An 18,155-nucleotide genomic window follows, 5' to 3' on the forward strand; every position below is an offset into this window, starting at 1 on the left:
GCCGCCTGTACAATGATCAACCCTTCATCCCATCCCGCTGCAGATCGAACAGGAACTGGAAAAGATTAGTCTCTGTCGGTAGCTGCAATTTTTTACGGACCCTGTAACGGCTGATCTCCACGCCACGCACCGAAATGCTCATCAGCCGGGCAATTTCCTTACTGGACAGGTTCATCCGGAGATAGGCGCACAGCTTAAGCTCATGGGCCTTGAGACTGGGGTATTTTTCCTTAAGGATGATCAGCAGATCGCTGTGCACTTTGTTGAAATGTATGGAAAACTGCTCCCATTCCTTATGTAGCTCCTCCTCTTCAGAAAGACTGCGGAGCAATTTCTTTACTTCACCCGGGGCCGCTTTGTCCATTCCCGTTTTTTCCAGGTGCAGCAGCTCGCCTTTGATCCGGGTAATGAACTCTTCCTTCTGGACCAGGTGCATGGCAGTGGTCGCCAGCTCCGAGTTCTTAAATTCGATCTCAGATTCCAGCTTCTCATTGCGCAGCTTTACCACCTCTTTCTCGGATTTTTCCAGTTCCAGCTGATGCAGATAAGCCTGGCGCTTCTGCTCTTCCTGGTGCTTCAGCCTTTCCGCCATGAGTTTCTTATGATGCCTCCGGTAAAGATAAAATGCCAGGCAAACGCCCAGCAACAGGTACACTGCATAAGCCGGAAAACTTTGATACCAGGGAGCCTGTACGGTAAAGCCATATGCGCTGGCAGCCGACTCATTGCCGAGATTGTTCCTGGCCTTGACCAGGAATGTGTAAGCGCCCGCCGGAAGATTGGTGTAATCCTTCTCCGTCCGCTTGGACCATTCGGACCAGCCTTTATCAAAACCTTCCAGGAGATAGCAGTACTCAATGTTAGACTGCTGTTCGAATAAGGGAGATGCATATTCAAAATGAAAAGAATTCCAGTGATGGCTGACCGAAGGCATCCTTTCCTTCCCTTGCCCCGGATTCTCATTGGCCTCCCCGAAGTAACCGCCGAACAACAGGCTGTCCGTTCTCCCAATGGCTTTTACCGTCCGTATATACACGCTCAGCGGATGGTTGTTCTGTTTGTATTTCTTAAAATTGATATGATAAAATCCTTTTTCACCGCCAAGAAAAACGTTATTGTCGTTCACCGGGTAGATATGTTCAAAACCGCTGAGCATCTTACTTTTCAGCTCCGGCAGATAGATGACGGAAGGCTTGAAAGTGGAGAAATCCACCACACCGATGGCCTTCTCCTGGATAAACCAGATATTGCCGCTGGGGTCTTCCTTAAGATACCGGACGCTTTGATCGCCGAATATCTCCCGGAAATAAGCGGAAGGCTCAAACCTGTCCGTTCCGGGATTGTATTCATACACTCCCTTCTCCGTGGCAATGACAACCCGGTTCTTTACTTTATAAACGTGGTTATTCAGGGAAGAAGGTAAGCCATTCTTGTCCGTATACAGTTTAAAGGCAGCATCCGCTGCAGTGGACAACGGCAGCTTGTATACTCCCCGGTAAGGGTGGGACACCCATATGGTGTTCTTGTCGTCCACCGCAACAAAACGGGCCGACTCCGAGAAGCCCGTGATATTTCCCTTATCTTCCAGGCCCTTCCCGTCCCACGCAAATAGCCGTACGCCCTGGTAATTACCGGCGGCCAGCAAGGTGCCCTGAAGCATATCCTCCAGTGGCTGGAAGGTCCAAAAACCCCTACCCTTCATAACGGGCTCCATCTTGTCGTCCCTCACCCGGAAAAATCCCTCTTCCTTACCAGCCAACAACTGGTCATTCATAAGGTAAAGCCCCCAGGTCTGTCCGTCAGCAATGATCTTGCATGCATCCGGCACATAGCTGAGATCTTTCGCATCCGGGGGTAAGGGGAACGCATAAATGCCATTGGACAGTCCAAGGTAAAGCTTATTGTGATGAATGACGGCGGCATATCCCGATCCGGAGTTCATAATGGCAGGATTGATATGCTTGATGGCATTGTTAAACGCAATAAAATCAATGCCGCTGTCCAGCCCCACCCATATGTTGTGGTCGCGGTCCATAAAGACGCTCCTTACGTTGTTGTTTTGCAGCCCTTCCCGTTTCGAAAGGTTCTCCAATACCTGACCCCGCTTGTTGATCAGGTAAAAACCATTGGTATAGGTGCCAACGATAAAGCTCTCTTCATCCACCCTTACCGCACCTGAAAAATTCAGTTTGGGATCAAATCCTTTCCCCGAAGGCGTAAAGGGAATAAGCCGGTCGCCGTTCAATATGAACAGACCGCTCTGGGGAGTGGTTACCAGGGAGGAATCCTGTCCAATGGGGATGACGGATGTAATTTGTATATCCTTCGGCAGGGCGCCCGCCGCTAAAAAAGGTTCCCATGCCCCTTGTTTAAAAACCAAAAGCCCCTTTTCGGCGTCCTGGGCGATCAGCTTTCCATCCGCCAGTCCCATAAAGATCCAGGCGGCAAAAGGACGGAATACCTGGATCGTATCATGGGTAAAGCACAGGATCTTGTTGTCACTGCGGAAAAAGATGCTGCGTCCGTACGAGACGATATTCCAGATGTCGGCAAACTTCCTGTCAGCCTCAGGTACCAGGTTCTTCAACGAGGTATATCCCAGCCTGCCCGACCTGTCAGGGGAGAAATAACCTATCTCATCCTGGCCCCCCGCATATATCCGGTGATCAGGCCCGAAGCCGATACTTCGTACAATGGTCTTATTGGGCAAGGGATAAAGCTTCCAATAAATACCGTCGAAGCTTAGTAGCCCCTCATTATTCGCAAAATAGACCCGGCCCTGAACGTCCTGCCGGATATCCCAATTCTGTGCGCCGGCATTGTAAGTCTGTTTTTCATAGCTGACTACTTCCCTGCGGCCAATAGTCCCTTGTGCGAGGCACGTCGATACCCAGTAAGATACTAGCAGCAACAGCAAAGCTTTATTTCTCATAATGGCAGGCAATTTTAAGGGGATATATATCCAGATGTAGTCCAGATGTAGTCTGGTAAGCTTAAAATTAGGTTTTTTTCATCATGGTAGTAGTAGGGATGTAGTCTAATACTTTTTTATGGGATGTAGTCCCTCTACTTTTATCCTGCCCGATTTCCAACGATAGCTCCCGGGCAGGCGCCCTATCGGAATTAATAAAATTTTTAATATGAAATAACCTTTCATAGCTTTGCCCGGTAATTTGGTCACGGTCAACACAAAACTAAAACTTGCATATGAAAAGAACATTGACGTACGTCCTTGTATCCTTCCTATTTTTATTATTAGGAACGCACCTATCCACACAAGCCCAAAACAGGGTAATCACCGGTAAAGTAACAAATGACAAGAACGAGCCCCTGGCAGGAGCATCTGTTACTGTGAAAAACAGAGCCACAACGGGCACTATCACCTCCGAGAACGGTTCATTCAGCCTCACAGTTTCTTCCACCGACGATTCGTTGCTTGTATCAGCCATTGGCTATGAAAGACAAGCAGTTGCGATTTCAAACGATCTCCAGGTCAGGCTTTCCCCCAGCCGCAGGCAACTGGATGAAGTCGTTGTCATCGGCTATGGCACCCAAAGAAGGGCAGACCTAACGGCCCCGGTCACCACTGTGAACACCGAGAACATGCTTAAACGGACCACAACTACGCCTATGGAGGCGTTGCAGGGCGCCGTTCCCGGAGTACAAGTAGTCAGCACCGGCGCTCCGGGCAGCTCACCCAATGTTCGGATCCGCGGGGTAGGATCTTTTAATAATGAAAATCCGCTGTATGTGGTCGACGGAATGTTTGTCTCCGATATTGGCTTTCTTAATCCGAACGATATCGCTGAAATGTCTGTCCTGAAAGATGCTTCGGGAGCAGCTATCTATGGCGTGCGCGCGGCCAATGGAGTGGTGCTGATCACAACAAAAAAGGGGTCCCTCAATATGAAAACCCGGGTTACCTACAATGGGTATGTCGGTTTTCAGACACCTGCCCACCGGCTTAAAATGGCCAACGGGAAGGAATACACTACTTTTTCATTGGGACGCCAATCCGTTCAGGACAGCGGTACGGCCATGCTTTCGGCGCAAAAATTCGGGGGTAGCGGACTTAATCCCACTACCAGCACCGATTGGTATGGAGAATTACTGAGAAGCAAGGCGATGATCTCAAACAATGGCATCGACGTGCAAGGCGGCAGCGACAAGGTGACCTATGCTGCCGGCTTCAATTATACGTATCAGAATGGTATCATGGAAGCCAGGAACAATTTTAAAAGGTATAATATCCACCTTCAGATGGAGGCCAAAGCCTATTCGTGGTTGAAAGTAGGTTTTACCGCCCATCTTAATAACTCTACCACCTTTAATCCTGCCAATGGCGCCTGGGCGCAGGCTTATTCATCATCACCCCTGTTCCCTGTGTATGACAGCACCAACGTCAACGCATTCCCTGTAAGATTTGCGTCGGCCTCGGTCATTGGACGGGGGGATGATGCAAATCCTGTAGCCTCCGCCTATTATAATTATGACAGGGCCAAGGCATTCCAGGTACTACCCACCGTCTATGCCGAAGCCGCTTTCTGGAAAAATAAGATCACTTTTCGTTCCCAATTGAGCCAGCTATACAGCTCTCTGTCGGGCATTCAATTTACTCCCCGGTACAATCTGGGACCAGGTGCAAACGCCAATGCCGTCACTCACTTAAATTCTGCACAGGAGCGTAATACCAACTACATTATAGATAACCTCCTTACTTACAGGGATGGTATAGGTCAACATCACTGGACCCTGTTATTGGGTCAGTCCACCAGGGAAGAACGGTGGAGGAGAACTTCGGTGAGCGCAGATGGCGTACCAGACAATGAGGAATCCTGGTATGTAGGCCAGGGTACTATTACCTATCCCCCTACTGAGGACGGCACACGCAACGCGAACATATCGTACTTCACACGCGGTACTTACGATTTTGACAATAAGTACCTGCTTACCGCCACCTTCCGCGCAGACGGCAGCTCGAAATACCAAACCAAATGGGGCTATTTCCCCTCAGTAGGCCTGGGCTGGGTCATCAGCAGGGAAGATTTTATGAAAGATCAGAAGGTCTTCGATTTTTTAAAGCTGCGGGGAAGCTGGGGCAAGTTGGGCAATGACGGCGTTACGCCAAATGCAGCATATGCCATCGTTCACCAGGGGGTTGATAACTCCGCCATCTTTGGCAGTACAGCAACAGCGAACGGTCAGTACGTATCGGGCTATACGGTTGATAGGTACTTTACAGATCTCGCGTGGGAAGTCGTTACGGAATGGGACGGCGGTGTTGATTTCGAACTGTTGAACAGGAAACTTAAAGGTTCTGTTGATTATTACAACCGTAAAACCAGCAGACTGGCTTTTAACCGGCCTTTACCCTATCGCTACAACTCCGTTTATGGCAACTGGGCCGAGATGGTGAACAGCGGTTTTGATGTAGTTTTGAACTGGAGCGATAAAATAGGCCAGCTGGGCTACCAGATCGGCGGCAATTTTTCCACCTTGAAGAACAGGGTCACCAATATGGGCTCTCTGCCCCTGCTCACCGGTGGTTTCCCGGAATGGACGGCCGAATTCCCCAATCGTACTACAGTGGGGCAGCCTATTAATTACTTTTATGGTTACCAGGCCATCGGTGTGTACCAAACACAGGACGAAGTCGATAAGGACCCGATCGCTGCCAATTTCAATGCAACGGCCACTTCAAAAATAGTTCCGGGATTTCTCAAATACAAGGACCAGGACGGCAATGGCATCCTGGATAATAACGACCGTATCAATATGGGTAGCTATCTGCCTAAATTGACGTACGGATTCAACCTTGGTCTGGATTATAAGAATTTTGATCTCAGCATCGCATTTCAGGGAGTCGCCGGGAATAAAATTCTCAACCTCAATCGGGGCAAGCTCTACAAAGCATCCACCACCCTTAATATTGATGAAAAATTTGCCACCAGCCTTTGGACAGGCCCCGGTTCTACCAATTCTTATCCTTCCGCATATGCCATCGGACAAGGTTGGTTCAAGCAGAGCAACACCTTTTTCGTGGAAAGCGGCGCGTACCTGCGGATCCAAAATATACAGCTGGGATATAATTTTAATGTAGGCAAGACGTCACCCATTGCCTTGCGTGTATTTGCCACTGCGGACAGACCCTTCATATTCACCAAGTACAATGGGTTTACGCCCGAAATACCGTCCTATCAGGGAGTGTATGGCTATGATGCCAACGTCTACCCTATTTCGGCAACTTACAGTCTGGGTGTAAGAGCTACTTTTTAAATAAATATCATTAGACAATATAAAAACATTGAATATGAATCACTATATGAAAATAATAGCCTGGGTGCTTACCATCTCTATTTTGTCAGGCTGTTCCAAATTTTTAGACCGTCCCCTGGAAAATCGGGGCCAGGCCACCAAAATCGACTATACCAACCTGTCGAACATGTACCAACCCGTCTCCGGCGTTTACAGGACCGCCAGCAGCGGGAGTTTTAACAGGTGGATCATCACCGCCATGCTCTCCGAACGCAGTGATGACATCGAGCCGGGGAATGATGACGCGGGACAGATCGGCATCCATAATTTCCAGACGGATGTGACGGTGAAGAGCTATTGGGCCGTAAATGATATGTGGATCAACCTTTACTCCGTGGTATTTGCAGCTAACAGCGCACTGGTCGAACTGGATCAATTTGGTAAGAACATACCCGCATCCGACGCCGCCAATACGGCGCTTCTCGCACGCTATCGTGCAGAAGTGAGGTTTTTCAGGGCGCTGGCCCATTTTTACATCGGCAGGCAATACGGCGCCGTACCGATCCTTGGATTGGAAAGCAACGATGTGAAGACGATGGCCAATGCGAAAAAGAGTAGCGTAGAAGACATGAAAAAATATGTAATGGCTGAAATGGATACTTGCATCGCCAGCCTGGAAGATAAACGCCCCAACGAGGCAGACCATCTGGGAGGAGTAACCAAATACGCCGCATTGATGTTGAAAGCCAAGGCCGCAATGGACCTTGCCGGCAATGATAACAACAACGCTAACTGGGACGTGGCGCTGGATTGCACCAACCAGATCGTCAACAGTCACAAGTTCACCTTGTTCAATGACTATTATCAGCTGTGGAAAAAACCCGGCAAACTCTCCGATGAAGCTATCCTGGAATTCCAATATTCGGATTTTGGCAACCCAACAGGCGATATTGTAACATCAGGAGCAAACCCCGGTGAAACCTGGGCCAATTTCTTCCTCTTCCAGGCGCCGGAAAATACGTTCGGAGGTGTGATCAGCGGACCGGGTTGGATGGTCCCCACGCAAAAAGCGGTTGATTTCCTGACAGCCCGCAATGACGTGATCCGGAAAAAAACGGCCATTCAGTATTGCGGCGTAGACGGCGACATCAATACATTCGTTGTTACACCCGACGGCGATAAAGTATCTGGCAATGCCGGGAGGAAAAAGTATTTTAATGGTAAAGCCTACTTTCCAACATCACAAATGACCCCGGGAAGAGTGGACTACTATGGCGCCAATAATAATATCCACATGCTCCGGTATGCAGAAGTGTTGTTGATGAATGCCGAAGCAAAAATTCGCAAAGGACAGAACGGAGACGCCCAGATCAACGAGGTCCGCACAAGGGTTGGACTTGCGCCCTTGACGAACGCCACTATAGACCAGTTAATGGATGAACGTCATGCCGAGCTCATCTGTGAGTGGTGGGGCGAGCGTTTTAATGACCTGCTGCGAACAGACCAGGCTGCCACCGTATTGGCGCCGGGCTTTCAAAAAGGCAAAAGTGAATACATCCCCATTCCGCAAGCGCAGGAAGATGTAAATTCAAATCTTAAATAGTATATCAGAAGCCCGGCGTAAAATAAATTCCGTTTTCGCCGGGCTTTTTTAAAACCCTCACCATGCAGAGTTCCCTACGGCGGCTCGCGCTCGCATTGAGCGCACCAACCTTACTTTGTCTGATCAGCAACAACGCTCAAAGTCAAACGATCTTCTTTGATGACTTTTCCGGCTCGAAGCTGGATAGGTCCAAATGGAATGTAGAGATCACGGGTCATACCAATAACAGCGAGCAACAGGCCTACGTGGATTCCTCAGCCACCGTCTATCTTGATAAAGGCGCTCTCGTAATACAACCGAGATACGCTCCGGGCTTTAAAACCCCGGAAGGAAGATCATTCGATTTTATCTCAGGCAGGATCAACACCAGCAAAAAACTGGAGTTTACTTACGGAGAATTTTCCGCCAGGATCAAACTGACAGCAGGCGCCGGCCTCTGGCCCGCCTGGTGGTTGCTGGGGAACGGTGACTGGCCCGAATCGGGTGAGATCGACATCATGGAATTCATAGGGGAAAAAGACTGGGCCAGCGCAGCCGTACATGGCCCTGGCTACAGCGGAGAAACACCCTTTGTAAACCGCCTTTACTTCACAGGCAAAAATGATGTCACCCAATGGCATATATATGCGGTGGATTGGACGCCGGACAGCCTGGTATTCAAATATGATGGCATCCCCATGTTCAGGGTAACACGCTCCATGGCGGAACACTATGGAAGATGGAGCTTCGACACCCCTGAATACCTTGTCCTGAATTTTGCGCTGGGTGGCGCATATCCTGCAAAGATCAATGGCGTCAAAGAACCTTATTACGGCCTGCCCGCAGCAACCGTAGAGGCCATCAAGCGCAATCAATGCAAGATCATGGTGGACTGGGTAAAAGTGGAGAAGAAAAAGTCGTGATCTTTTAGACCCCTCCACAGAAATCCAGTTCAGGAACGGAAAAGTCCCCCTCAACTGTTTCTATCAAAAAATTCCAATCAAAAAGTTTTTTCATTATCGCGAGCCTCTCTTTTTGTTTTAGATGAGGATTTAACCGCGCATAATTATACTTCTTTGAGACATAGAAATAATGGTTAAAAAAAGCTTTTTTTCCCCTTGCTGCAGCGGCAACTACTTTCCTGTCTTCCTGTAACACAACGGCATTCATCCTTACCAGTTCCCCAGAGTCAAGATCGATCGCCCCCTTTTGCTCTATCATGTTCTTAACATAATATTTATACTTTCCCATATTATTATAGACGCTATCCTTACTTTTCATAACATTATGCAGGTCATCATTCAAAACCAGGACCTCCTTCTCTTTTTTATCAATGTTGACTTTTACGACAAGAAAGAATTTTGCCGAACTTTCGCTTTCTAACACTCTATCGAGATATTTGTCCCGGCAATTTTGTGTGATCAGGAAGGCTATTAAAAGTATATTGATCATAAAAAAATATTTAATATTTCTTGCCTTTCAGAAGCTCTTCGATCTTATATGTTTGACCGCATGGATCATAGTGGAAGACAGTTTGACATAGCACAACATCCATGCTTCTTTCAGTTCATCGTTCCATTTGTCCCCCAGGCTCTTTTCCAACGTCCAAAGCAATGCCTCTCCCACATCTGCAAAATGCTCCGGCCTTACGCCATAGTTATTATGCCGTTGGGCAAGCTTTACAATATTTTCCACGATCTCCTCCATGACATCCAGCTTTTCAATGACATGATCCAATATAGTCAATAGCTTCCTTGACTGCTCCGGAACAGGCCGGTGAAACATACGCCTCACGCCGGGAGCCGTCTCAAACAGGCGGTTGTAAAACAGGGTTCCAACGATGTCAGGATCGATGGCAGCGACCTTAAGCCAGGACGATCTCACCAGCTCCACTTGTTTCGGTGTCATTACATTATAGTTTAAAGAGTTGCTACAAAAGCCGAAATCAAAATTAACGACTAAGTGATATGATAAACCCTACCCGAACAGTATAGTAATGAAGCAACCCCTTTAGTTAGTTGAAACAAACCTTTCATAAAAAGATAAATGCCGATGGGAGCAACAGGATGTGACATATTTTTAATTTTTATCTTTCCGGCATCCGGAGCAGGTTGTCTATCTTTTCCTGGATGTCCTGTCTCTCCGTCTGGGTCTTGGCCAGGGAATAAGCCTTTTGGAAGTTGGACTTGGCCTTCTCGTTGTCCAGGCCTTTATAAAGCTCTCCCAGCAGTATATAATAAAAATGGTTACTATCTAATTTTAGCTTCTCGGCGGCTATCAGGGCTTCCTGCCGCCCATTGGCTTTATAGAGGGCAAAGGTCCGGTTGAGGGCAACACTGGGTGAATAATTCACCAGCAGCAGCTGATTGTATAAGTCGAGGATGTTCTCCCATTTTTCCTGTGTGTCCTCTTTCATGCTATGCCACCAGGCAATCCTCGCCTCCAGATGGTAAGAGCTGACCTCGCTGCCCTCCGCCGAAAGATACAAAAAATGTTTGCCCTGATCTATCAGCTCCCCATCCCATAGCGCTTCGTCCTGCTGTTCGTAGAGGACCAGCGTATGCCCACTGGCCTGCCTGGCGCTGAACCGGGAAGCATGAAAGCACATCAGCGCGATCAAAGCATTGGTCTTTGGTAAATTGGTTCTTTCAAATCCCGTCAGCATGAGGCCCAGCCGCAATGCCTCAAAACAAAGATCCTTTCGCAGTATCTGATTTTGAGTCTTGGAATAATATCCTTCACTAAAAAGCAAGTAAATAATATGCAATACATTATCCAGGCGGGAAACGATCTGATCTTCCGGAGGCAGCTCCATCTTTACTTTTTCGGTGCGCAGTTTCTCCTTTGCCCTGAACAGTCTTTTATTGATGGTGTCCTTATTGGACAAAAAGGCTTCGGCGATCTCATCTATCCCAAAGCCGCAAAGTATGCGTAAAGCCAACCCGATTTGTGCCTCACTGGCAATGGCTGGATTACAAACGGCAAAAAGCATCTGTACCTGACTGTCCCTGATATTCTGCTGGGAAAAATTCAGCTCCTCGATCCCCACGCTTTTCTCCTGCCTCGCCGTCAGCTCCGGGATTACTTTCTTCCGGAGTATCTTATCCCTTCTGAAATAATACAGCGTCTTTTGCCTGGCCACCGCATAGAGCCACGCGGTTGGGTTGGGAGGCAACCCTTTCTTTTCCCAGGTCTCTGTAGCCTGCAGGAAAGTCTCGCTGACAATATCCTCCGCTATCTCGATATGCTGTAAACCAAAAAGGCTGCTGATCACAGCAACCATTTTGGAGAATTCCTGTTGGAACAGCCGTTTAAGCGATGTTTGCTCGTTTTCCATCTTATCCCATAATAGGTCTGATCTCTACACTGCCGTTGGCATCCAGCGCCGGACAGCCGTGAGCCAATGTGGTGGCTTCCTCTAAACTATCCGCTTTGACGATGAGGAAACTTCCCAGCATCTCCCTGATCTCGACAAAGGGGCCATCCGTTACAACACCGCCCGCCTTCAGGACTTTCCCTTCCAGGGCAAGACGACGCCCGTTGCTGGCTATTTTTCCCTGCGCCGCGATGCCACCCGCCCAATCCTGCCATTTTTTGGCCAGCGCCTGGAATTCTGCCGCCGATAATTTGCTATAGTCGTAGTTAGGCTGCCGGAATAATAGCATGAACTCTTTCATTTTGTTTTTTTTAGTTGTGAAAAAAAGGTTCTGTATATACTCCAATAATGACCGGGGGCAGCGAAATTGGACATCGCCGGCAAAATTATTTTAATTTCTTCTCCTGAACGCCAGACAAGCTTATTTTTCCATCTTCTCCTATTTTCCCGGCCTTCCACCGGATATATTTTTTCATTGTACTCTTCTTCGGTCCGGATTCATCGCACGTACAGCTCTTAATGGAGTCTACCGAATAAATGCTCCTGTCTTTTTTGATATAGATATACTCATCACAGGTAAAACAACAGTCGGAACCACATCCTCCCACGCCTAAATGCTGCTCGCTGATCTTCAGACCGCCTTTTGTAAAAGTTGTCAGAACAGGGTCATAGATCTCGGCGGGAGCAAGCCAGACCAGTTGGATATTGCCGGACGTATCTGGCAGCATCCCATAGGCCCAGGTCTCATTGGGATAACCTGAGTTGATAAATATACTGTCTTTCCCCGCGATCGGCCTGTAACCAGTCGTTGACTGAATATCCAATGTCTTGATGGCCAGGGGCAAGGTCAGTGGCTTGAATTTTTTAATGAATCTTTCGAAAAGCGCTTTCCTGCTCACATCCTGGGGCGGTTTCTTGTTATTGGAGATCGTTTTTCCGTGATGCTTGTTATTTGGCTTGTCTTCCTCGCAGCTCAGGGCGCCAACAAATAATAAAAAATAAATAAGGGTCAAAGTTTTATTCATAAATTCCTGTCTATCGAACCGCTAATGTATATATTTATCCTATGAAAAGTAACATCCTAACCATCGTATTGCCATTTTGCCTTCTTTTTGCCTGCAAACCACAGCCGGCTTCCACCGTCAATATTATTGGCACCTGGAGACTGGTATCAGGCACCACTATTACCAGGGGTGTCAGCACGTTCACCGACTACACGAAGGAAACCAACATGATTAAGATCATCAATGGTTCGCACTTTTCTTTCTTAAAACATGACCTGAATAGCCCAAAGGATTCCTCCAATCACTTTGATGCGGGCGGAGGCAGCTATAGCCTGGTGGGCAATCAATATACGGAGCACCTGGATTATTATGGCGACCGCAACTGGGAAGGCAAAACCTTCCTGTTTACTGTCAGTATCAGCAATGACACCCTTGTCCAGCGGGGGATGGAAAAAGTGGAAAAAGAAGGCATCGACCGGGAGATCATTGAAAGATATGTCCGGGAGACAAAATAAGCCGCGATGGCTAACGTAACAGGAGTAGGTCAAATGGCCATTCCATTCCTATCCGTCACCAGCACTTCGCTCATATGATCGAAGAAGGGACGCATTGCTTTAAAGGTGAGGTTGGCCTCCTTTAAGAAATCCTTGGCTAATACCTCCTTGTCCGAAAATGGCCTTATAAGCAAGAACTGTTTATAACGCAGCAGGTCGATGGCCTCATGGCCGGCATCAAACCCCTGCGGGGCCGTTTTCAGCTGCTCACCCTGCAACGTTTTGAACATGGATACAAAGGTCTTGTTCTTTAATATTTTCCGTAAAGGTGCGGCATCAAATGCAATGTCATCCCGGATCCGTCGCAGATCCTGGGGAACAGGCCCCCAAAAACCTCCTGCGATATAGGTGTTACCCGGCTCGATATGAAAATGATATCCGCCCCGGCGATATTTGGTGGCGCGTCTGAAGCTGCCGCTCCAGTGTGTCTTATAAGGCGTCTTATCGCTGGAAAAACGGGTATCCCTATAGATCCGGTACAAGCTCTTTTTCCCCGAGGGCGTCTCTATCATGTCATGCACGTTCAAATGCCTCAACAGCCCCTCGGCAAAGGCTTCCACCAGTAATAATTCCTTTTGGAACGCGGCCTTATGCGCGTTGAACCATTCCCTGTTATTATTTTTCTTCAGCTTATTTAAAAAATCAAAACCAGATTGATATATAAATAGCGCTTCCTTTTTTTGCATTGACAAAAATAGCCATTCCCGCTTTATTTATCCCAAAAGACCTTCGGGCTGAACAAGGTCACCGATGCCGGTACATTCGCCTTATTATACGAATATTCTGTCTGCGGGTACAGCAGCCGCCGGGGCACGCTGGTCCCAGTCACAGGCGTCAGCGCCGGACTATTGGTCCTTCTCCATAACGTCCATGCCTCGGGGTTCAGGTAGAGGGCCAGGTATCCCTGGGTGGCGATCTGGGCGATGGCAGCGTCCACATTGCCGGGCAATGTCCCGTTGGCTGCCAGATAAGCGGTAATATCCGCGTCCTTTACGCCCAGTTTGCTCATATTCGCCGTGATGGCCGCTTGGTAAAAAGCCTGTGCGGCCGCAATACTTCCGCCGTTCCTCAGCACACTCTCTGCCGTGGCAAACTGCAGCTCGTCATAAGTGATCAATTCGACCGGCGCGTCCGTCACGCCATAGTACAACAAGGCATCCTTTTTCGACGTGTCGATCAGGATCGGCAGCCGGGGGTCATGCAGGTCCTTCATCATTTTAGCCACGTTCCCCGAGGAGAAGCCGATCTGCCCGCTTCGCTGCTGGTTGAACTGGTACCAGGGATTGGCGGTGGTTTCCGTGCTTCCAAACACATATCTCGCATTATCTCCATTGCCCGTAAATGAATGGGCGATCTCCTCCAGTGCATTCGCCGCCATGGCAGCGTCGCCTTTGGACTGGTGTATGAAAAGACGGGCCTTGATGGCATGTGCGAACTTGATCCATTTACCTGAATTGCCTCCATATAATGCATCTTCGTCTCCCGGAACCAGCGCTCCCGGGTCAGCGTTGTTTAAATGCGCGATCCCATCTTCCAGGAGTCTGCCGATGGTGTCGTACAATTGCTTGTCGCTATCGAATGCCGGCTTCAGGTTGCCCGCCCCCTGCAAAGCCTTGGAATAAGGGACAGAACCCCAGGTATCAACAGTTACCTGTAGTACATAGGCCCGGAGGATACGGGCGACCCCGGCATAGGCATGGTACCCTTTGGCCTCAGACATTTGCAGCAGGATATTATCATTTTCAAGGACAGCCGTATAGATATTAGCCCAGACATTATCGAAATCCTGAGAGGTATAGATGTACTTGTAATATCCATCGGCCTGGTTGCCGATGCCTTTCACCTGCTGGATGTTCAGGGAGCTGAATCGGGACAGGTCTCCTCCCTGCAGGTAGCCTATGGCAGATTCGATGGGCGGCAACAGCACACCCGGTACAATGCTCGCGGAGGAAGGCGCATTGGGATTGACGTTCACATCCGAATAAAATGATTTCTTACAGGATGCTGCTCCCAGTAAAACAAGGATCAGCACGCAGATCACTGACTGCTTATAATTGTGCTCGACTTTCATAATTTTTATTTTTCTGTTTTTACAGTTCCCCGTTAATTATAAACTAAGTCCCAGGCGTACACCGTAATTTTTGACGCCGGGCCCGTTGAAATAATCTATCCCCTGTCCGTTGGCGGGGCCAGCCAGGCTGGTCTCGGGGTCCACTCCCTTATATTTTGTCCAAAGCAGCGGGTTATTGGCAAAAAGCGTCAGCGACAAGCTTTTCAGATGCAGGTTCTTTAAGACAGACAAGGGCAGCTGGTATCCCAGGCTGGCCTGGCGGATACGGACAAACCCATCCTCTTCCACGCTGGCTTCAGCCGGCCCGATAAAGCTGCTGGCGACGTTCTGCCAGTAATATTGATTATAGGCGGAAGCTACCGTATTAGGACCGCCGGGTTTCAGTACTTCGGCGCCCGTTGCATCGAAATGCGCAATGTTGCCGTTGTCGTCCAGGTGCCCCGCTACCCCGCGAAAAGTAACAGCCTGGCCCCGATTAGCCGTCTCCCGGGATGTGCCGAAATAGCTCATGGCGCCTCTCGTCCCATTCCATATATGGCCGCCGTGCCTGATGTCCAGCTGAATGCCCAGGTTAAAACCCTTATAAGTGAGGTTGGTGATCATCGAGCCCGTCCAGTCGGGATCGACCTTTGCCAGCACAGCACTCTGGCTGCCGACGATCGGCATGCCATACCCGGGTCCCGGCCTATCGCTGATCAGCAATGGACTTTTGGGATTGGAAGGGTCACTACGGAGATAGGCGGAACCGTAGATGACGCCGAACGGCTGACCCGGAACTGCGTTGACCGAACCGCTGACAAAACCGGCGATCCCCACCTGGTCTACCCCGGCGGCCAGGGACTTCACCAGGTTGACATTGCGGGCCCAGTTAAAATTCACTTCCCACCGCCAGTCTTGCGATTTGAAGGGGGTTGTATTCAGGGTGATCTCAAGTCCTTTATTAGTGATCACTGCAGCATTCAGCAATTCCGCCCCAAAGCCGGATGTAAACGCAACAGGCACAGTGAGGATCACATCCGAGGATTTGGAATAATATAATGTTGCATTCAGCGAGACCCTGTTCTTAAAGAATCCCAGGTCCGTTCCGAATTCATAGGAATTGGTCTTTTCCGCCTTAAGATCGGGATTACCGATGACAGCGGTCGGAGTTGCGAGCTGGTATCCCGAAACGCCGGCTACGGGAAACACAATGCCGCTGGTGAATCCATCGTTGACGATCGCCGGGCGATAATAGGTACTCAATCCCTGTGTCGGCGCATCTTTACCCACCTGCGCAAAAGATCCTCTCAACTTCCCATAATTCAGGATACCATTGGATGTTGCCTGACCAGGCTTGAAAAATTCATAAGCCAGGCTGACGGATGGATAGAAGAAGCTATTATTTCTGGGTGGCAGCGTAGATGACGTCTCCCTCCGGCCGGTTACGGTAAGAAAAAGCTTGTCCCGGAATGACAGGTGCGCTTCTCCGTAATAAGCCGACGTCCGCTTCCTTGAATCGAATTCCTGGGCGGTATAAGACTGAACATTAGCCATATCCAGGAAGTTTGGCAGCGTCAGTCCCGTCCCGCTGGAGATCTTCGCATGACTCGTTAAGGTAAAATAGTTTTGTCCCACCAATAAAGACCCCGACCAGTCATCGGAAAATGTCTTTTTCATGCTGATGGTGACATCCGAGTTGTATTGCTGGTTGTAAAAGTCTGACAGGTACACGGCTCCTTGCGCGGCGACATTGGCCCCTATGTCGTATCCGTTCTTATCATTCTGAGAATAAACATCCCCTCCCACTTTATAAGACAGGGTCATCCAGTCCAGCAGCTGGTAGCTGGCCTGGGCATATCCGAATGCCCTGATCAGGTCTTCATGAAAAGTGACCCGGTTCACGGTCCAGTAAGGATTGTCATATCCGTGCCCGCCCCTGTAATCCCTTTGCGTACCATCGGCCAGCAGATAGGCGGCCGGATTGTTGACGGCGTCCTTCAGCCCATTTGAATTGTCAAACGTCGGCGGGGTACGCAATAGTCCCAGCATGACGCCGGAGGTATTGGAACCCTGCTGCGCTTTGTCATTCGCACTCCTGACAAAATTGATCCCGCCCGAGATGCTTAACCGGCTCGATAAAGCGGATTGCCCGCTTACATTGAACGTAGTCTTATCGTATTTCGATCTGGGAATGATCCCGCTCTGGTGCAGGTTACCCAGGGACATCCGGTAAGCGGATTTTCCACTACCGCCCGACAAGGCGATATTGTTGTTAAAGGTCAGTCCCGTTTGAAAGAATTTATACGGATCATACACCACTGCTTTTGATTTCCTGGTTGGATCCGATGCGCCGACGAGCTGTCCATTCGGGTCGTATTCATCGCGTATCCCGTCGCGGTATAGGGTGTCGATCCGCGCACCCCAGGAGAGTCTGTTCAATGCTTTGTATATTCCCCCATCTCCCTGCGAATATATATTTTGCCGCTCCGGCAGTTTGCTGACCTTGTCTACGGAAAAAGAGGAATTGAAAGTGAGGACAGGTCCTTGCCCCGCTCCCCCTTTCTTGGTCGTAATGATCAGGGCCCCGCTGGATGCCTGTATTCCATAAAGCGCCGTCGCTGCAGGCCCTTTCAGCAGCGTGACGGACTCGATGTCATTTGGGTTTAGATCTACTCCCCGGTTAGTAGGCTGGACACCGCCCAGCAGATTGCCGTTGGGGCCGCCCGCTAAGATCCCGGTGGAAGTGGGATCATAGTTATTAATGGAATTATCGATCGGCACGCCGTCCACGACCATCAGCGGCTGATTATTTCCCGTGATGGAAGTCACCCCGCGCAGACGGATATAGGTGCCCGCTCCCGGATCACCCGAGCTATTGATCACCGTAAGGCCGCTGGCCTTCCCATTCAACTCGCTCAATGGATTACCCGTTCCGGTATTGTTCAGCTGATCCGCATTGATCGTCTGCGTGGCGGAGCCAAGTTCCCGCTTCTCCCGGCTGATGCCGATGGCAGTTACCACCACTTCATTCATTACGCGTCCACTGGCAGACAATGTAATAGTCAGCGAAGCTCCGTTGACAGCCCTTACCTCCCGGGGCGAATAACCGACGGCGCTGACCACCAGCACCCCTTCCCGCGGAAGCTTTAACCGGAAGCTCCCATCTGCGCCGGCACTGACACCAGCTTTTATTCCTTTGATCTTCAGCGTGGCTCCGGATAATGGGTTTCCGGCAGAATCAACGACCTTGCCGGTCACTTCCTGCGCCTGTACTTTTATTGCAATCGAAAGTAAAAGGCAGCACAGCGGTAGTAATAAGAACTTTCTCATGACT

General features: G+C 49.4%; 13 protein-coding genes. 4 read left to right on the forward strand and 9 right to left on the reverse strand.

Going from position 1 to position 18,155, the window contains the following annotated elements; all coding sequences use genetic code 11:
• Nucleotides 1-16 precede the first annotated feature (16 nt).
• A complete protein-coding gene (locus Q4E93_RS29310; protein ID WP_303591474.1) occupies nt 17-2,932 on the reverse strand; it encodes a ligand-binding sensor domain-containing protein in 2,916 nt (971 codons plus the stop codon).
• A gap of 275 nt (nt 2,933-3,207) precedes the next feature.
• On the opposite strand from Q4E93_RS29310, the gene Q4E93_RS29315 reads away from it, so the two are divergent.
• From Q4E93_RS29315 to Q4E93_RS29325, 3 genes are all read left to right on the forward strand, one after another.
• Entirely contained in the window at nt 3,208-6,276 is a 3,069-nt protein-coding gene (locus tag Q4E93_RS29315; RefSeq protein WP_303591476.1) for a SusC/RagA family TonB-linked outer membrane protein, read from the forward strand.
• Nucleotides 6,277-6,310: 34 nt separating this feature from the next.
• Nucleotides 6,311-7,858, forward strand: coding sequence for a RagB/SusD family nutrient uptake outer membrane protein (locus tag Q4E93_RS29320; protein WP_303591478.1), 1,548 nt, complete (start codon nt 6,311-6,313; stop codon nt 7,856-7,858).
• Between the two features lie 62 nt (nt 7,859-7,920).
• Nucleotides 7,921-8,760, forward strand: a complete 840-nt coding sequence (locus Q4E93_RS29325) for a glycoside hydrolase family 16 protein (protein WP_303591479.1) — start codon at nt 7,921-7,923, stop codon at nt 8,758-8,760.
• 4 nt (nt 8,761-8,764) lie between these two features.
• On the opposite strand, the gene Q4E93_RS29330 is transcribed toward Q4E93_RS29325, so the two are convergent.
• The 5 genes from Q4E93_RS29330 to Q4E93_RS29350 all read right to left on the reverse strand — a co-directional run bounded on the left by Q4E93_RS29330 (nt 8,765) and on the right by Q4E93_RS29350 (nt 12,238).
• Nucleotides 8,765-9,289, reverse strand: a complete 525-nt coding sequence (locus Q4E93_RS29330) for a hypothetical protein (RefSeq protein ID WP_303591481.1) — start codon at nt 9,287-9,289, stop codon at nt 8,765-8,767.
• A gap of 27 nt (nt 9,290-9,316) precedes the next feature.
• Nucleotides 9,317-9,745: a globin domain-containing protein gene (locus tag Q4E93_RS29335; RefSeq protein ID WP_303591482.1), complete on the reverse strand. Its 429-nt coding sequence runs from the start codon at nt 9,743-9,745 to the stop codon at nt 9,317-9,319.
• Nucleotides 9,746-9,923: 178 nt separating this feature from the next.
• The gene (locus Q4E93_RS29340) at nt 9,924-11,174 is read right to left on the reverse strand and encodes an RNA polymerase sigma factor (RefSeq protein ID WP_303591484.1); all 1,251 of its coding nucleotides are present in this window, start codon (nt 11,172-11,174) and stop codon (nt 9,924-9,926) included.
• A gap of 1 nt (nt 11,175) precedes the next feature.
• Nucleotides 11,176-11,514: a YciI family protein gene (locus Q4E93_RS29345; protein ID WP_303591486.1), complete on the reverse strand. Its 339-nt coding sequence runs from the start codon at nt 11,512-11,514 to the stop codon at nt 11,176-11,178.
• A gap of 85 nt (nt 11,515-11,599) precedes the next feature.
• Nucleotides 11,600-12,238, reverse strand: coding sequence for a hypothetical protein (locus Q4E93_RS29350; protein WP_303591488.1), 639 nt, complete (start codon nt 12,236-12,238; stop codon nt 11,600-11,602).
• Nucleotides 12,239-12,279: 41 nt separating this feature from the next.
• Here Q4E93_RS29350 and Q4E93_RS29355 point away from each other — a divergent pair, with 41 nt between their 5' ends.
• Nucleotides 12,280-12,732 carry a hypothetical protein gene (locus tag Q4E93_RS29355; protein ID WP_303591490.1) on the forward strand — a complete coding sequence of 151 codons (453 nt, stop codon included), beginning with the start codon at nt 12,280-12,282 and terminating at the stop codon, nt 12,730-12,732.
• Between the two features lie 29 nt (nt 12,733-12,761).
• Here Q4E93_RS29355 and Q4E93_RS29360 read toward each other — a convergent pair whose 3' ends face one another.
• Genes Q4E93_RS29360 through Q4E93_RS29370 form a run of 3 tightly spaced genes read right to left on the reverse strand, consistent with a single transcriptional unit; the run spans nt 12,762 to nt 18,151 of the window.
• Nucleotides 12,762-13,457 carry a DUF2461 domain-containing protein gene (locus Q4E93_RS29360; RefSeq protein ID WP_303591492.1) on the reverse strand — a complete coding sequence of 232 codons (696 nt, stop codon included), beginning with the start codon at nt 13,455-13,457 and terminating at the stop codon, nt 12,762-12,764.
• A gap of 23 nt (nt 13,458-13,480) precedes the next feature.
• A complete protein-coding gene (locus Q4E93_RS29365; RefSeq protein WP_303591493.1) occupies nt 13,481-14,842 on the reverse strand; it encodes a SusD/RagB family nutrient-binding outer membrane lipoprotein in 1,362 nt (453 codons plus the stop codon).
• A gap of 36 nt (nt 14,843-14,878) precedes the next feature.
• Complete coding sequence (locus Q4E93_RS29370) at nt 14,879-18,151, reverse strand: SusC/RagA family TonB-linked outer membrane protein (protein WP_303591495.1); 3,273 nt, start codon at nt 18,149-18,151, stop codon at nt 14,879-14,881.
• Between the last annotated feature and the right edge of the window lie 4 nt (nt 18,152-18,155).

Source organism: Flavitalea plasmicola (genome assembly GCF_030546645.1).
In the GTDB taxonomy this organism is placed as follows: Bacteria; Bacteroidota; Bacteroidia; order Chitinophagales; family Chitinophagaceae; genus Puia.

Excerpts from the sequence above, each read along its gene's own strand:
- Q4E93_RS29310 (WP_303591474.1), bottom strand. The coding sequence starts at position 2,932 with ATGAGAAATAAAGCTTTGCTGTTGCTGCTAGTATCTTACTGGGTATCG.
- Q4E93_RS29315 (WP_303591476.1), top strand. The coding sequence starts at position 3,208 with ATGAAAAGAACATTGACGTACGTCCTTGTATCCTTCCTATTTTTATTA.
- Q4E93_RS29320 (WP_303591478.1), top strand. The coding sequence starts at position 6,311 with ATGAATCACTATATGAAAATAATAGCCTGGGTGCTTACCATCTCTATT.
- Q4E93_RS29325 (WP_303591479.1), top strand. The coding sequence starts at position 7,921 with ATGCAGAGTTCCCTACGGCGGCTCGCGCTCGCATTGAGCGCACCAACC.
- Q4E93_RS29330 (WP_303591481.1), bottom strand. The coding sequence starts at position 9,289 with ATGATCAATATACTTTTAATAGCCTTCCTGATCACACAAAATTGCCGG.
- Q4E93_RS29335 (WP_303591482.1), bottom strand. The coding sequence starts at position 9,745 with ATGACACCGAAACAAGTGGAGCTGGTGAGATCGTCCTGGCTTAAGGTC.
- Q4E93_RS29340 (WP_303591484.1), bottom strand. The coding sequence starts at position 11,174 with ATGGAAAACGAGCAAACATCGCTTAAACGGCTGTTCCAACAGGAATTC.
- Q4E93_RS29345 (WP_303591486.1), bottom strand. The coding sequence starts at position 11,514 with ATGAAAGAGTTCATGCTATTATTCCGGCAGCCTAACTACGACTATAGC.
- Q4E93_RS29350 (WP_303591488.1), bottom strand. The coding sequence starts at position 12,238 with ATGAATAAAACTTTGACCCTTATTTATTTTTTATTATTTGTTGGCGCC.
- Q4E93_RS29355 (WP_303591490.1), top strand. The coding sequence starts at position 12,280 with ATGAAAAGTAACATCCTAACCATCGTATTGCCATTTTGCCTTCTTTTT.
- Q4E93_RS29360 (WP_303591492.1), bottom strand. The coding sequence starts at position 13,457 with ATGCAAAAAAAGGAAGCGCTATTTATATATCAATCTGGTTTTGATTTT.
- Q4E93_RS29365 (WP_303591493.1), bottom strand. The coding sequence starts at position 14,842 with ATGAAAGTCGAGCACAATTATAAGCAGTCAGTGATCTGCGTGCTGATC.
- Q4E93_RS29370 (WP_303591495.1), bottom strand. The coding sequence starts at position 18,151 with ATGAGAAAGTTCTTATTACTACCGCTGTGCTGCCTTTTACTTTCGATT.